The sequence below is a fragment of the Mucilaginibacter sp. SG538B genome, assembly GCF_013376065.1.
Lineage (GTDB): Bacteria > Bacteroidota > Bacteroidia > Sphingobacteriales > Sphingobacteriaceae > Mucilaginibacter > Mucilaginibacter rubeus.
Window position 1 is genome coordinate 614,577 of sequence record NZ_JABMJI010000002.1, and the last position, 15,556, is coordinate 630,132.

The window sequence follows — 15,556 nt, forward strand, 5'->3', positions numbered from 1 at the left end:
TTAATTACGAAACAGTGGTGTTAGCAATTTTACAGCTGCTGAATTTCATGCAATCAACGATACCAATAACGTGGTCAGGGTCATTTTTGTAGGTAATATCGGTATGCCCAATGATCTGTTTCAGGTAATGCTTCTGCGGGTCAAGGCCGGCAAGTACCATAATCTCCTTTGGGGTCATCAAAACTTCTGTCACCGGGTACTTTTCGTCATCCACTTCGATAGATACATGATGGTAAGGCTTAACTAAAAAAGCTTCTATCCCCGGTTTTTTCAAATCAACATCTTCTTTTAATTCAATTGGCTCAAACTCGCGGTCTGTCAGCTTCATTAGAATTTCGTAGTCAGTGGAATGGCGTAACCCCAGCAATTCCAGAACAAATTCGCCGTTGATAATTGCACGTTCTGTGCGGTACTGTTTACCATTAATGGTCAGATCAAAAACTTTATTTTCCATGATTTTTAAATTTATTTGTTTAAACTGGCCGGACATCCGGGCCCTCTGTAAGTAAATGCTAAGTCATAGAGTGTTTTTGCCATCAACGCTATGAAAAATAAATTTCATTCAGCACGGCAAAAAATGCGAAGTTTATAGCATAAGTATATATGAAGGACACAGAAAATACAGGGACAATTTCGAGTGAAGCTTTATTGGAGAGATTAAGGGGGGCAAATTGGGAGAAGCTTATCAAACTGCTACATCTTTATTCATTAAACAGGTTAAAAAGCTTTCCGCAGCTTGCTGAACGTTTTGATATTAAAAACCTGGCGTACCAGTTTGCTGATGAAGCGATACGACAATTATGGATGGAAGAACGGGTTTGGAACATTGTGGAATATCCCGACCTGTATGACTTTTTGAAAGGAGCAGTGGATAGTATCAGGTATAACTTCTTGAAAAAGAAAGAGGTTAACGCAACAACTTATATAGACGAAGTTATTGAAGATACAGTCCCTAACCAGTCGCCTGACCCGCAACAGTTATTAGAAGCGCAGGAACTGGAGGCACAAATAAAAGAGATATTCAGTGATGATCTGGAGGCCTATCAAATATTCGATTGCCTGCTGAATAAAATACCACCGAGAGATATAGCCGCTGAAATGAATATGCCGGTAAACCAGGTTTACAACACAACCAAGCGGATAGATAGAAAATTAACAGAATTACGGAAACAACTTAGCAATTAATATGGACAGGGTTAAAAAAATTCATGACTTATATCTGAAATCGATTTTAGATATAGGTGAAAATGATGAGGAAAGCGCCTCACAGCTATTGCAAAACGAGGGGATAAATCCAGACCGCCTGGTCAATGATACTTTAAGAAAAATAAATGGATATGAATTTGAATTAATGAAAAAGGCGGCGTCCCGTGAGCAGGAAAACCTATTCAATGCGGTAACTGAAAAAATCGCTTGGTTGATGCAAAAAGCACCGGAACGCATTATTACATTGGTTAATTCATTTGTGCAACAAAGAGTTCCAGCGTTCAATTTCAAAGGCACAACTGCCGATTCAGATATTGCCGCTATTTTCGATCAAATAGATGTCGTGGCCTTGTTGGAGCGGCTGGATGCTATAGAACGGGAACTTGCTTAAAAAGGCAAATTTTTTTTAAGACAGGCGCACTTTGTTGCGCCTTTTTTATTTATATTCGTTCTATACAAGTTATTAACAACGTTCTTTTTGGCATAACATCCTATTAATCAGAATTTTATTCTGATTTTTTATTTTGATGTTGGCAAAAATTTGTAATTATTTTTTAATATACTTGAACCTTTGTCGTGAATGATTGTTAAATTTATGTATCAAATTAATTAATGCTAACGTTAGTCTATGTTAAGATCACATAACCAGCAGTACGTTGAGCTTGATTTTTTTACCTCGTTTCTAAATCATGCGATCAATGGAAATCAAGCCTATTTCCGTATCGTGGAACCTATCATCCTTGATGCCGCCAGCTTAGCTCGTCATGAAAAGAATATCGCTGATATTGACCGCACTGGTTTAAATATTAAGTTATTCCTATTTGATTGGGGTTCGACCAACCTACAACCTATCAATGCCGATAATTTGAATGATAATTTGCCACTGATACTTAATATCATCAATGATCACCGAAATACGGTAATGGCATAAACGCTTTGTTCTTTCAATGGAATATACTCAATTATTAGATCTTCATCTATCGCAGTGCGAAATATTCCTGAATAAAGCCAAAAACAACAGCTACTCGGATACTGATAAACAGACTTATCAGAATACCTTGTTTACCCTTTTTGATGCTATAAAAGCCAGCATTCCTGATCCGCTGGATGATTCAGACTTGTTCGTTCTACAGGAACAACTGAATTTTATCGCAAAAAGCTTAGAGTTTCTGATGGATAGTACGTTGAATACAATCCCATTTGAGGTTGTATCATGTTTAAACCTGGCCATGGAAGACTGGATCGAAACAAAATCATTCATTATCGTTACCAGCCTGAACAACGATATAGATGCCTATAGTTTCGACGAAAAGCTGGCGAGTGAAGATTACATTTACAGCTCTATGCAGGCGAGTTATGGAATTACTTTTAATAAGCGCCTTGTTCAAATAAACCTACCCGAAATTTTAGCGAGGGATTATTTTTCCTCGGTAATACTTTACCATGAGTTAGGGCATTTTATAGACCTTTACTTTGGCATTTCGAAAAGGATGGCAACCGAAATGATCAAATATCAGCCGCTCGAATGGACGGCTATCCAGCCATTCTTCGACTTTTCGCAAAATCAAATACACGTAGAAAAATTGCGTAACCATTTATGCGAATATTTCTGTGATCTTTTTGCAGCACAATACATCGGGCAAACTTCAAATCATTACCTGAAATATCTCGAATCAAAAGGTGCTAACCGTACTTCGTATAGCCACCCGTCCAGCGAAAATCGTTTGAAAATTGTTAATGATTTTCTCGACGGCACGACAAACGCGTTGGGAGATAAAATAAAAACGTACACAAAGAACATTACCAAGCAAGAACTAATAAAGCGGTTTAAACCCATTAGTTCCGACGATTTTTACAATTTTCTTCCTTTGGAAATTGCTGATTCCGCTGAACTACATGGTGTTTTTCCATATGCCTGGAAAATTTGGCTTAAAGGGGCCGAAAGCTTCAAAACAAATGCTGGTATTGCAGGCGACTTGCCAAGTAAAGTGATCTATAAATCACTGAACAATCTTATTGAGAAATCGATTGGCAACTATTTTATATTAAAAGATTGGAAGGAGATGAGCGGTAGATGAGTGGTTTTGCCTCGAAAAAGAAAATAAAGGAACTTTTGGGCACTCAAAAAATGGTCATCAGGCCATTATTGGATGAAGCCCAAATCTCTCATATCGGGGTAGATTTTCGCCTCGGCTGTAATTTTTTAGTGTCAGTGCATGGGCGCGAAGCATTTATCAATACTTCATTAAATGAAGAAACGGGTACAGGCCAACGAGATGTAAGACTCTTTTTTCAGGAATCGCGCCGCCAAATCGGTGAAACATTTATTCTATACCCACATCAAACGGTACTTGCCAGCAGTCTTGAATATGTCAAGATGCCTAAAGATCATTTACTGACGCTTTATATGCGCAGTTCCTATTCAAGGTTAGGTTTAACCGTATCTACAATTGTGCAACCCGGTTATTGCGGCTGCTTGTCGATAGAGTTAACCAACAACAATAACAACCCCATCAAGCTTGTGGTAGGCGCACGGGTATTTCAAGGGGTTTTAGTTCCCTCGGATGAAGAAAGCGATTATTTCAGCAACCCGCGAAAATACGTTTGCAGCGTTCGCCCAGAACCTTCTGCGGCAATTTCAGATGAAGATATAAAAACGCTTTCCGAACTTTGGCGGCTTAAAAACAATCGATAGCATCTCATTGAACGAAAACGCTTACCGATAAATGCAATGCCTCTATCCTAAATTCAGATTTTCCAAAAACCCTTTGACTTCGGACGTGCTTTTGGCTTCGCCGACTTCTCCTACCCGAAAGTGCCAAATTGTATTGCAGGATTGCTATAGGAATTGTCCGACACGGTCAGATAAACTTAAGGGTATAGACGGTGTATTTCATAGTGGCAACGGCAGTTATGACTCCAACTTTGACGAATATCTGAATATTACAATCCGCCGACCAGCGATAGACGTGAAGTTTGTGCGATATTAGTAACATCAAATGCTACAAAATTGGTGCATCAAAGGTTTGAAAGTGACACATCTCCCTGATCGAAAATAAATTTTATCGCTGAGCAAGGGTCATTTACAGCCTGATCGGATTGGATGAACGTTACAGATTGGCAGGTATGGAAACGAAAAGGCAGATCGTGTGTTCGTTATTCCCCGGAAAACTCGTCTTCGATGGCGTTTCATATCGAACACCCCAACCCAATCTTACAGCAGAGGCTATCTTACTGATTAACAAAGAATTAGTAGGCAATAAAAAAGGAAAAGAAGCTTACTGTAAGCATCTTTCCCTTGTGGTAGCCCATAAAGGCATCGAAGACCTTTTATAGATTACTCCAATTCCGTCCAATAAGGCATAACACTGTCAATAAAAACCTAATTTTTAAGATACTGTATTATTTCGTTTTGGAAATGCGAATTTTACTTAAATTATTAACTTGTGGTTAAAGTCCAATCTATGCGAGAACAATATTTTAAACACCGGGCACCGTTCGATTTTAATAACGATTCTCTTGATATAGGCCGCCCATTTTTTTGGAATAAAAAAGTTGAGGATAACCACTTTCTTAACCTGCTTTACCGAAAGAGGGAACAGGAATTTGATGAACTATATAAGTACCATCTGCAATTCTTTTTATCCAAATACAATGATGCAACCGAGCAGGAGTTCTTCAGGTATGTGTGGGAAGTCATACAGGATGCTATTGCACAGTTAAGACAAAAAGATAGGTATACTTCAAGTCATGCCCAAAACTTTCGATACAAGTTTCACCTTAATCGGTTTGCAGAATATCTTCAAAGCATCGATGAGTGGAACCTTGGTCGTACCCAGGCGGAGATCATTGCAGAGAAGGAAGGCCAGATCAAAATACTCAAAGAACAAGTGCAACGCTTGATGGATGAGCGTAGAGAGGCTGAGAAATTGGATACCGACTATCCGATCAACATTGCCAGCGGTTATTTCCTCACCGTAGTTGACCTGTTCAAAAAGATCGAGGCACTAAAAGTAGGCGATAAGGAACTGGTATTCTCGCAGATGCCTATCACCTGGGCCAAACTGATCTGCCGGTACTTTCAGGAAGACGGTGAACCGATAAAGTTTGACCGTGTACGGCGCTATTATCCGCGTGACGCAGGTAACCCGAGCGGCAGGTCATCTGCTATCCCCGCCGAAAATCAGCATTTTAATATCACTCCGGCAAAACGCAGGGCAAATTAAGTTCGGGTTTTAAGTTCATTTTCTTTTTGCAGGCAAACGTTAACAATTGCTTCAAAACTATTCAGCAAGCTCTTTTTCAGCACTAAGCTTTGGCTGCCATTACCATGGCTTGGTTTATGGTAATGAATGATATCGCTTTGCTCACACCTTTGCTCGTACCCGTTATCGGCGGTACAAGTATTAAGTAATGATTTAACGAAGGAGGCGATTATGCAAGCAAGTGAACTGATCACTAAAGGCGATCTCAATGAATTTAAAAGCGAACTGTTAACAGAAATCAAAAGGCTGGTTCAACTGGATGGCCAGGGCCAGTCCAAAAAATGGCTTAAAAGTAACGAAGTACGAAAGCTGCTGAAAATATCACCAGGCACTTTACAGAATCTGCGAATCAACGGGACATTGAGTTATACCCGTATCGGCAGCATCATGTATTACAAGCTCGACGACATCAACAAGCTACTGGAAGGGGGACTGCAATGAGTGATCCTAAAATTGCGGCAAGTGAACTTGCCGGTTACAGTAAGCTGCTCAAACGCATGAGCACGGATGGGCGGCTGAATACGACACACATCAGCTTGTTCAGCGCATTATTTGTCCAATGGAAACGCGGTGCGTTCAAAAGCCCGTTTTCTGTCACCAGGAAAACGCTGATGGCTTTTAGCCGGATAGCGTCAATTGCAACGTATCACAAGTGTATTAAAGAACTCGACGAATATGGTTACATCCGTTATCAGCCGTCTTACCATCCCAAACTCGGCAGCCAGGTTTACTGGCCTGCCGATTGGGAAGTGTAGCCCGATAGTTTATATCGGCATAGTTGCATATCGGGCTATACTGATAGCTGCATATCTGAATAACTTGTTATTCAGATATAGGTAAAGAAAGATATCCAGCTATATAATCTATAAACCCGGTGCAGCCAATAGCTGCACCGGTAATGATTTGCTTCGCAAATCAGCAAGAAAAGCGGCGGTCGCTTCGCGAAAGCGGAGGGAGCAAGCGGAAGTTGGGCAGAGCCCTACTTTGCTTGCCCTCCGCTTCGCTACGGGGGATTTACGTATCCTCCGGGGATACTTTAAGGCGTTTCCGCTTGTGAAATAAAAGAAAACAGGATACTTGGGAGTATTCTGTATATAGAAATTATGGCATAACTGTATAAGAGCTATGCTATCAATATGGAATATATGAGTGTAGAAGATATTAATGTAAGATCAGTTCGATACCCGGTTGCCGTAGACCAAAAGTTCGAAAAGATCGCCCTTAAATTGGGCAGGACTAAGCGGCAGGTGTTTATTCAGATGGTAGATTACTTTTATAAAAGCAAGAAAGATCCACTGGACCTGAATGATGAATTATTAAAAAATGCTTTAATGAAGAATCACCAGCAGTATATCGGTTTTATCAGAAACCAGGAGAATATGTTGCTCATTCCGATCAAAACGGAAATGGACAGGATATTTGTGTCGCAAGGCAAGATCATAGAAAGTTTCAATACCCAGGTTCTCAAGGCAAATACTGATTTACTGAACAATCAGTATGCTTTGGCGCAAAAGCTAACTGGAATCGATGGGCTGATGGATACGATCTCGAAAAGCCAAAAAAGTAAGGAACATCTAAAAAAGCAGTTCCTGTTTATTCTGGACAGTTACATCAAAGCCAGGGATGCTTTCGGGATGATGACCTCTGGTCGGGAAAAAGATGAACTTATCGCTCTCTCCAGATCGCAGGTCAGTTTGCTTTAATCATTATCTACATTAATTCCTCTTAAGGGGACAAGGAGATGTTATGTTTATCAATATCACGGACAGCAAGGAAGCGGCAAATAAAGGCAGCAGCGCTGGGCTGGTAAATTACCTCGAAAAAGAAAACCGGATTCATCAAAAGCAGGAGCCTGAATACTGGTTCAATGGCCAGCAGATCAGGATTGAACCTTATCAGGTCATGCACAGTGTCGATGGCAATGTTGCCAAGTTGGGTAAAGATGATGCTAAGTTTTTCCTGGTCAATATCAGTCCGAGCCAGAAAGAGATCAGGTTTTTAAAAGAGCAGTATGGCGAACAGGGCGCTAAAGAACAGATGAAGGGATTCGCGGTCAGGGTTATGGATGCTTATGCAAAAAACTTTAACCGGGATGGTGTGCATAGTAATGAAGATTTATTATGGTTCGCCAAGCTGGAAAACTATCGGTACTACAGTCAAAATGATCCGGAAGTAAAACAGGGCTTGAAAGAGCGGGGTGACCGTAAGGAGGGAGAGCAGATGCATGTGCAGGTTATTGTCAGCCGTAAGGATATAATCAATAAGATCAAGCTTAGTCCGATGAACACTTCAAGAGGCAGAAACGCGGCGCATTCCAAAAAGATGGGCCAATTTGACCGTGTGGCATTTAAGCAAAGTGGGGAGTCTCTTTTTGACAGTATGTTTGGATTTGACAGGCAGCTTAAAGATACGATGGCATACGCTAACGTGCAGAAGAACGGGGAGTTATCACAGCGGGAACAGCTGGGCATGTTAGCAGAAGGTGCTTCGCAGAATTATGAAAGCAGGTCGGTAGCTAATGAGCTTGCTCAAAGGGTAGCTAATGGTATGTTTACTACGACGGGTGACATGTTCTCCGCAGTAGGGAAGACAGCAGCAAGCTTCCTGGAAGTAATGCTGGAACCAATGTATACAGGAGGAGTTAACAGTGTTTCAGAAAGTGAGATCGAGGAAAAGAAAAAACGAAAGAAGAAATCCAAGAGCAGACAGATTTCACGTTGACATAAGCATTATTATAAACAGATGATTTTATTTACCAGGTGATCGGCCATGCGGCTGCGGCAGGCGGCTTTATTACACCCTGCGCTTCGCTACGGTTTTCATTGCGCCGCCAGCCTCGCCGCCGCACGTGCAGGAGTGTATTCGTTCCTAATACACACCTGCCTTTCCCTGCCCGCAGAATAACGATTAGTCACAGCACCGCAGCCACAAAGGTAGCTACGCAGGAAAACAGTCAAGGGCATGTAAACCACGGCTATCGCCGTGGCCCTTGACAGTTTTCCTGCTAACAGCTCCGGTTGTTTAAGCGGTGATATGACTGGGTGTGCGCAGATGATATTTGCGTGTGAGATAAACTTCTGCTCAACAAGTCGTTACCATAGTTAAGCACCATTCGCCTCTTTCTTGTCTTGATCATCAAACAGAAATACGCTGCGTTGGTTCAAAGTGTTGCGGGAGGATTGGTTGGAGGTTCTTTATATTTCATGTATTTCAGAATGGCATAATCTTTCAAGTATTCAAATGGATTGACGTGTTCATACCAATGCGAATTACGAATGATTATTTTCCCGTTCTCTTCTTCTTCCACGAGTCCACCGATCCGCATCATCGCAATAGGCGGCAGAAAGGTAGAGTGATCACTAACTAGGAAAACCTGATAATGCTTGCCCTTGCCGTCTGACCTTGGTATAACTCTGGGTTTTAACAAGCCTTTTTTGATCCAGTCTTTGAGATCTTTCCCTTTTAAGCCAAAATAGTGGTCCAAGTTAAATTCAGTGTAAAACAAGCTATGATTGGAGACAATCTCACCAGAAACTATGCCTTTATTAACCGCGCTCTGGCAGGCCATACATTTCAAACCGAAGCGGTCATACCAGCGTTGATTCTCATCGCTGCCATTGCCGCAAAGTTGGCATGAATATTTTTTGCCTTTGATGGCAAAACCATTCGGATGATCTCGAAGTTTTTGCTGCCATTTAATCTCCCGCACGGCTATACTGATCGCGATCGGTGCCATTTTATAGATGAAATCCAATACTTTTTCTGCTTCCTCTTCATTTATTTCCGTCCCCTTCTTCTTCAAAATTGCTATGGCCTGTTTTGCGCTGATCTTACGCTTGGATCGGTCAAGGTCATATTTAGGGGGATAGTCATGCCCGTCATCTTCTTCACCGTCGGATATGGTAATAACTTCATGTACGAGATCATGCTTATTATCAGCTAAGGGCTCTGCTGGTTTTCCGGGTTCTTTTTCAGGATTAGATTTTAATTCATCTGGTTTGATCCCGTAAAACCGGCAAAGTTTTATCATTAGCTTTAATGGCAATTCGGAAATGCCATTTTCCATATCCGCGTAATTGGATACGGGTATTTCCAACATGAAAGCTACATCCTCGTATTCGAGATCATTTTGCTGCCGATAATAACGTAGTTGATCCTTCATAAACTTTAGTTGAGTGCATGAAGTAACAATGTGGTAACCAGAAAGCTTTAAATCAATTAAGTTACATTGCCTAAGAAAGTTTTATTGGCTATTAACCTTTGTTCTTAAGAATTTCAATCTTTTCTCGCTCACTCTCTAGCAGCCGTTCGTAAAGCTTCTTGTTTTCCTCAATAACTTCAAGCCATTTTTCGATAGGGTTAAAATTATAGATTCCATAATTGCCCATAAATGGACCGTGATTGACACTGGTATCGTTAAAAGTGTTAAAATATGTTACTGCTGCCTGCTCATCAAAATTTTTAATAGCTTCAACGGGCACTTTAAGTATAGCGGCTACTTGCGCAAGAATATCATCTTCTATAGTGTCCTTAGCTTCTAACAACGAAATACGCCTTTGACTCCAGTCTTCTCCTAATTCCAAAGCCAAAGCCTCCTGTTTGATACCCAACATTTCCCTGAAACGCTTGATGTTACGGCCGTGATGGATTTGAGTTGGTTTTTCGCTGGTAGTACTCATAGGATGTTGTTTTGGTCAAAAATAGCAAAATAATATATAGGTGCAGTTATGCTAAAATAGAAATAATAACTGGTAAAATATCGCTTGGCGTGTTTAAGATAAACCTTTTGCAGATGGTTTAGCATGTTATGCTTAATCAATTTTGTACTACCGGTCAATGTAGATCGGTATCAAATTGTATGCTTATGTATTGTGGTGTTTATGCTCCCTGGGACCATGCCCCGAAGTTCCTTCGTTTTTCAGAAGTGATGGATCCAATGATACCGGTGAAATATTTCTTTGATGCCGATGACGTAGAGGGGCACCAGGAAACCTTGAAAACCTGGCGTCACCATGTTGTTAATGATGGATTCTATAGTGATAAACGCTTTGGTCCCGGAGTTTTGTTCCATGATTATGAGCTTAATATTCGGCTTATAGAAGGACTTTACCTGCTTTTTTTAGAGCATCAGGAGTTTTCCTATGAGAAAAAGAAAGTTGATGTGGAGCAGCTTAGCGCAGAGAAAGAGGAATGGCTTTGGTTTCCTGCTGAGCTTTCGGAAAAAGAATTATTAAATCCATACGTCATACTTGAAGCTGCATTTGATGAGGTAAAGCCGCAAGAGTTTCGCGATCACCTTGTCGAATGGCTCGCTGCTGCATTGTCCACCCATGCCATCGATGAATCCATGTCGCCGGGAGAGATTATTACGGTATACGAACATCTCAAAAAAATGTACTCCGCAGCCTGGTTGATTTTTCAGCGGGATACAGAGCATGCATTTTTCAAGTTTAAAGCTACTAAGGTTAAACCTCAACAGGAGGATATTAACCATACAACCGAAACAGATACAAATACGGCACCCCCGGCGATAGAACAATCTCCGGCATCAAAACTTGCTCTGAAAGAAGTTGTAAAGGCAATCTTGAATATTGAGCCCGCCGTAAGGGCAATCATACAGATCGGCACATTGGAAAATCCGTTCGGTTATATACTATATATCATGATCGATGAACCACGACATGAATTGGACTACCTTGTCAATGAGTTGATCGAGAACAGCCTTAAACCATTAATTGATATTTCTACGATTGTTGCAAGTGTATCAAGTATTAAAAATGGAAATACTTCAGAAAGAAAATTTTTGACATGGGTACTTACTAACGGTATAATTATTTACGAGACGGATGGGCTTGGTTTAGATAACCTGAATGCCGGGAATAATAAATTAACCTTAAATACCCTGCAACATGAATCACGGCTCAAATTTGCAAGACTGTATTATACTGAAATAAGCTATCACTTTAGAAAAAAGGACTTTAGGGATGCACTTCAGGCCGTGCATAGGTCTATTGAGGCAACGTTAATGGAATATCTTGATGTTAAAGTTGGCTTTGAGACCACCATACCCAATCTTAACAGGTTGGTCACGATGACTTTGATTATCGATTCAAAGGTATCAGATTGGTTTCTTGAACTAAAGTCTGCGCGCCCGGAATTATATGATCTTTTGCAAAGCGTGTATCCCGAGACGATTAGAAACAGCTTAAACATTTCAGAACAAGAGATAATGGATCTGATGGGTAAAGCAGCAGATTTAATGATACTCATCCTCAGTCTTTTAAATGAATAACCCGGTCTTAAAAAGATTTAACAATGAAGAATAATCCCATTAAATTGACTGAATACCAAAATAAAGAATTGCAGGCAATAGCTGATGCATTAAACACTCAATACCAAATTGAAAAAATCATTTGTTTTGCCGCATTAAGTTCATATAGTTCGCATGAAACTGTCTTTTGTCCAGCACAAACTAATTCAACAAATGATTATTACTTACTGGTATTGACCACTGAAATCACACGCATTGAACATGTGATGCAAGATTATATCAGTAAGCTGTTTCCAGGTGTATTTGTAATCGCTCATGGACTTGAAACGGTAATGAACCTGGTATATAACTATGATACCTTTTTTCTGAATGCCTGTTTGAACGGAGTTCTCATTTATACATCCGATGGTTTTACAATGATCCCTGATTATGAAGAATCAAAAGCGAAAGAGGCAGTATTGAAAGACAATGAGGCGTTTGAAAGAATTTACAAACTTGCTTCTGGGTTTTTGGAGAGCGCCTTCATTTGCCTCGAAAACAACTTTGATAATAACGTTATTTTCTTACTTCATCAGGCAGTAGAACAGGGTTGCCGCGCGCTGATCCGGTTATTTACAGGTTACCGTTCCGATATTCATAATATTAGCCGTTTGATTGACTTTAGCAGATCCTTTTCGCCGGAGCCATCAGCGTTATTCCGAAGGCATTTTTCAAAGGAAAAACATCTTTTTCGTGTACTGTCTACAAGTTACTCAGACGCCCGCTATAAAGATAACTATCATGTAATTGACCATGAAGCTGACCTGCTGTGTACACAGGTAAAAGCTTTTCTTGATCTTGTTGCCGAACTGGCAAAAAAAGAGACCGCACAGGGCACCGCTAGGACCACAGTTGAAGTTCGGGCAGAGGTCGTGGATTATTCCCCGGCCCTGCCAGCTTCGCTGTGATGCCGTTTTGACTGTCGGTGAAAGACTTTTGCTTAATGAACGAAAAAATAAAAAATGATGCAATTGGCCTGCTATTCCAGCAGGCCTTGAATAAAAAGCTCGAATCCGATCTAAGCAAGCACCACAAAAACAATTTACGCTACGCTTTTAACCATTTTATGGAATTTCTCGGAGCAGAAGGACGTGAAATGTCGATCCGGGAATTGACCACCTCTAGGATCGAAGAGTTCTTACAGCTTTTCAGTTCCTCCGCAACGTATTATATGAACAGGCGGCGGGAGCTGAACATACTTTTTAACCTCGCTTCAAGAATGATCGACGAGGATTTGATGGCTGCGAAAAGAACAGAGTCCAGGAGAATCAAGGCAACACTCCATTTAGCTTACGAAAAAGAACAGTTAGAGCCTGTGTTTACTTTCCTGAAGGCTAACCATACAAATCTTTACCGGTGCTGCCTGATGACTTACGGTTGCTTATTACGCCCGCATGAAGAGATCAGGTTGTTAACCAAGAAACACTTCAGGAAAGACAATACAGAAATTCATTTGGATGGCTCAGAAAACAAAGGCGGCAAGATCCGTGTCGTTTACGTGCCAGATTACGTCAGGGAAGAACTGGATCCGGTATTACAGGCGTTAAAAAGGGAAGACAATATCTTTAGCGGTGTTAGCGAACCTTTTAATCAAACCTATTTCGGAAAGCAATGGAACCGCGAAAAAAAGAAAATGCTAAGCCACGGCCTGATCTATCCCAAACAAACCCTTTATTCTTTCCGGCATACTGCTGCAATTGACGTGTTTCGCCGAACAAAGGATGTTTATATGGTGCAAAAGATCATGGGACATTCCTCAGTGGTCATCACATTGAAATACTTGCGCAGCCTGGGTGAGTTCGATACGGAGGAATTAAAAGCAGCAGCCCCGGTATTATGATCACATTTACACGTGAAGAGTTGTACCGGCTTGTTTGGGAAACACCCATGACGCTGATCGCGAAGAAATATATCATATCTGATGTGGGCTTTCGTAAGTTATGTATCCGCATGGACGTTCCTGTTCCCAAGCGGGGACAATGGGCTAAGATCCAGGCAGGGCATAAACTGAAACAGCCTGTGCTGCCCGTAACCGGCAAAATCTATAAACCAGCTGTATTTGAAGAAAGACCCGCCGGTGCACCTGTGAAAAAGGCTTGTCAACTAAAAATTCATACCAGGAAAATAGCATCCGAAAAGCTGCCTTTCAGAGTGCCTGATCGTCTCGTCAGGCCCGAGCCGGTCACGCTCGCTGCCAGGGAGAGCTTGAAAAGGCTGACCGATCCGAATTTTCCGGGCATGGTAATCACGGCAAAGCGGGAACTGGATATCAAAGTCTCACCTGCTAACGTAGGGCGTGCACTCCGCTTTATGGATACGCTGATCAAATGCGTGAGGGTATGCGGCTATTTCTTTGAACTGCATGACGATGGGAATTATGTTGTGATACGCGATATCAGGTTAAAAGTGACATTTCGGGAGCGGACGACCAAGGTGAGGGTATATGATAAATCCTATCGTGATTATGAATGGCACCCGAACGGGAAAGTCGTTTTCAGAATTGATACGAGGCTAAAATCGGAATGGCAGGATCTCAAAGCTGTTTTGCTGGAAGAGCAATTACCCAAAATACTGGCAAAGTTGGAACTGGCTGCAAAAGAGGAAGAACTTTACCTGGAGAAAGCGCGGATCTGGCAGGCAAACTGGGAACGTGAAAGAAAAGAAAAAGCTGAATTTGAAGCCAGAAAGAAACAGGAAAAAGAAGCTTTTAAAGAATTGATGAGGGATGCCGAACGCTGGAAGCAGTCTCAGCTCATCCGGGAATATACATTGGCTATGCCGGATCCCGATCCGCAATGGTTTGCCTGGGCGAATGCTAAAGCAGACTGGCTGGATCCTTATAATCCGGCCAACGATGAATGGTTAAAAGATGCGGATAAGAATGATTTCTGAAGCTTGAGTGTGCCATCGTTAAATAAATACTAAATACATTTACAATTATGCAACTACAGATAGCCTCAGACCTTCACCTGGAGTTTCCGGAAAACCGGAATTATATGGCTTCAAACCCTTTGCAGGTAAATGGAGATATCCTTTTATTGGCGGGCGATATAATACCATTGAAAGATATTGACCGCCATAGCGATTTCTTTAGTTTACTTGCCGACAATTATGAGCATACGTATTGGGTTCCCGGCAATCACGAATTTTACCATTTCGATCTAGCTAACAGGTCAGGCGCTTTTCAGGAGTCGATAAAATCCAACGTGACGCTGCTTAATAATTCTACTATTGAATTGAACCGGGTCAAGATCCATTTTACGACACTATGGTCGAAAATATCGAAATATAAAGCCCGTTATATTGAACGCGGGATGATGGATTTCAGGGTGATCAGAGATGAGGGCAGGTTGTTCTCGGTCGAAAAATACAACCAAATGCATTCAGATTCCCTGGCATTTCTCGAAACTGCATTGAAGGCTGGAGCGGATAACCGGAATGAGGATGTCAGGACCATCGTTGTATCTCATCATGTGCCCACATTTCAGCATTATCCCAGGCAATATTTAGACAGCGTTTTAAATGAAGCTTTTGCTACAGATTTAGATGTTTTTATCGAAGACAGCGGTGCTGACTACTGGATATACGGCCATCATCACGACGGTACTCCTGAGTTTAATATCGGGAAAACTAAGCTGCTGACTAATCAACTCGGATATGTACACCAGGATGAGCATAGCAATTTTGATCGCGGCAAGACAATAACAATTGATGCACAGATAGCGTAAAGGATTCACTGGCATGGAATCCATGCCAGTGTTCCTGAAATACGTAG

The 15,556-nt window shown here is 41.4% G+C and carries 18 protein-coding genes; 15 read left to right on the forward strand and 3 right to left on the reverse strand.

The features are described 5' to 3' along the window. Positions 1-4: 4 nt before the first annotated feature. Positions 5-454 (reverse strand): multiubiquitin domain-containing protein, encoded by a 450-nt coding sequence (locus FHW88_RS12020; protein WP_176625660.1) that lies wholly within the window; start codon positions 452-454, stop codon positions 5-7. 149 nt (positions 455-603) lie between these two features. On the opposite strand from FHW88_RS12020, the gene FHW88_RS12025 reads away from it, so the two are divergent. The 10 genes from FHW88_RS12025 to FHW88_RS12070 all read left to right on the forward strand — a co-directional run bounded on the left by FHW88_RS12025 (position 604) and on the right by FHW88_RS12070 (position 8,192). Then, positions 604-1,185 carry a hypothetical protein gene (locus FHW88_RS12025; protein WP_176625662.1) on the forward strand — a complete coding sequence of 194 codons (582 nt, stop codon included), beginning with the start codon at positions 604-606 and terminating at the stop codon, positions 1,183-1,185. A 1-nt stretch (position 1,186) separates the two neighbouring features. Then, on the forward strand, positions 1,187-1,597 hold the full coding sequence (locus FHW88_RS12030; RefSeq protein ID WP_176625664.1) for a hypothetical protein: 411 nt from the start codon (positions 1,187-1,189) through the stop codon (positions 1,595-1,597). A 237-nt stretch (positions 1,598-1,834) separates the two neighbouring features. After that, the gene (locus FHW88_RS12035) at positions 1,835-2,137 is read left to right on the forward strand and encodes a hypothetical protein (protein WP_176625665.1); all 303 of its coding nucleotides are present in this window, start codon (positions 1,835-1,837) and stop codon (positions 2,135-2,137) included. Between the two features lie 16 nt (positions 2,138-2,153). After that, positions 2,154-3,284 (forward strand): hypothetical protein, encoded by a 1,131-nt coding sequence (locus FHW88_RS12040; RefSeq protein WP_176625667.1) that lies wholly within the window; start codon positions 2,154-2,156, stop codon positions 3,282-3,284. Next, positions 3,281-3,901, forward strand: coding sequence for a dCTP deaminase (gene dcd, locus FHW88_RS12045; RefSeq protein WP_176625669.1), 621 nt, complete (start codon positions 3,281-3,283; stop codon positions 3,899-3,901). The genes FHW88_RS12040 and dcd overlap by 4 nt, the downstream gene beginning before the upstream one ends. 769 nt (positions 3,902-4,670) lie before the next feature. Beyond that, positions 4,671-5,432 carry a hypothetical protein gene (locus tag FHW88_RS12050; protein WP_176625691.1) on the forward strand — a complete coding sequence of 254 codons (762 nt, stop codon included), beginning with the start codon at positions 4,671-4,673 and terminating at the stop codon, positions 5,430-5,432. Between the two features lie 210 nt (positions 5,433-5,642). Continuing rightward, positions 5,643-5,912: a helix-turn-helix domain-containing protein gene (locus FHW88_RS12055; RefSeq protein WP_176625693.1), complete on the forward strand. Its 270-nt coding sequence runs from the start codon at positions 5,643-5,645 to the stop codon at positions 5,910-5,912. Beyond that, entirely contained in the window at positions 5,909-6,226 is a 318-nt protein-coding gene (locus FHW88_RS12060) for a hypothetical protein (RefSeq protein ID WP_176625695.1), read from the forward strand. Before FHW88_RS12055 ends, FHW88_RS12060 begins: the two co-directional genes overlap by 4 nt. 381 nt (positions 6,227-6,607) lie before the next feature. Further along, positions 6,608-7,174 carry a BfmA/BtgA family mobilization protein gene (locus tag FHW88_RS12065; protein WP_176625697.1) on the forward strand — a complete coding sequence of 189 codons (567 nt, stop codon included), beginning with the start codon at positions 6,608-6,610 and terminating at the stop codon, positions 7,172-7,174. A 43-nt stretch (positions 7,175-7,217) separates the two neighbouring features. Beyond that, positions 7,218-8,192 (forward strand): DUF5712 family protein, encoded by a 975-nt coding sequence (locus FHW88_RS12070; protein ID WP_176625699.1) that lies wholly within the window; start codon positions 7,218-7,220, stop codon positions 8,190-8,192. Positions 8,193-8,631: 439 nt separating this feature from the next. Here the strand turns inward: FHW88_RS12070 and FHW88_RS12075 are convergent, their stop codons facing one another. Further along, on the reverse strand, positions 8,632-9,633 hold the full coding sequence (locus FHW88_RS12075) for a helix-turn-helix domain-containing protein (RefSeq protein WP_176625701.1): 1,002 nt from the start codon (positions 9,631-9,633) through the stop codon (positions 8,632-8,634). Positions 9,634-9,724: 91 nt separating this feature from the next. Next, positions 9,725-10,150, reverse strand: coding sequence for a helix-turn-helix transcriptional regulator (locus FHW88_RS12080; RefSeq protein ID WP_176625703.1), 426 nt, complete (start codon positions 10,148-10,150; stop codon positions 9,725-9,727). 185 nt (positions 10,151-10,335) lie between these two features. On the opposite strand from FHW88_RS12080, the gene FHW88_RS12085 reads away from it, so the two are divergent. From FHW88_RS12085 to FHW88_RS12105, 5 genes are read left to right on the forward strand one after another with little or no spacing between them, the layout of a single operon-like run. Then, positions 10,336-11,763, forward strand: a complete 1,428-nt coding sequence (locus FHW88_RS12085; protein WP_176625705.1) for a hypothetical protein — start codon at positions 10,336-10,338, stop codon at positions 11,761-11,763. Between the two features lie 23 nt (positions 11,764-11,786). Next, entirely contained in the window at positions 11,787-12,689 is a 903-nt protein-coding gene (locus FHW88_RS12090) for a HEPN domain-containing protein (protein WP_176625707.1), read from the forward strand. A 35-nt stretch (positions 12,690-12,724) separates the two neighbouring features. Then, positions 12,725-13,621, forward strand: a complete 897-nt coding sequence (locus tag FHW88_RS12095; protein WP_176625709.1) for a tyrosine-type recombinase/integrase — start codon at positions 12,725-12,727, stop codon at positions 13,619-13,621. Next, complete coding sequence (locus tag FHW88_RS12100) at positions 13,618-14,673, forward strand: hypothetical protein (protein WP_176625711.1); 1,056 nt, start codon at positions 13,618-13,620, stop codon at positions 14,671-14,673. The genes FHW88_RS12095 and FHW88_RS12100 overlap by 4 nt, the downstream gene beginning before the upstream one ends. A 47-nt stretch (positions 14,674-14,720) precedes the next feature. Then, positions 14,721-15,509, forward strand: a complete 789-nt coding sequence (locus FHW88_RS12105) for a metallophosphoesterase (RefSeq protein WP_176625713.1) — start codon at positions 14,721-14,723, stop codon at positions 15,507-15,509. The last annotated feature ends 47 nt before the right edge of the window (positions 15,510-15,556 follow it).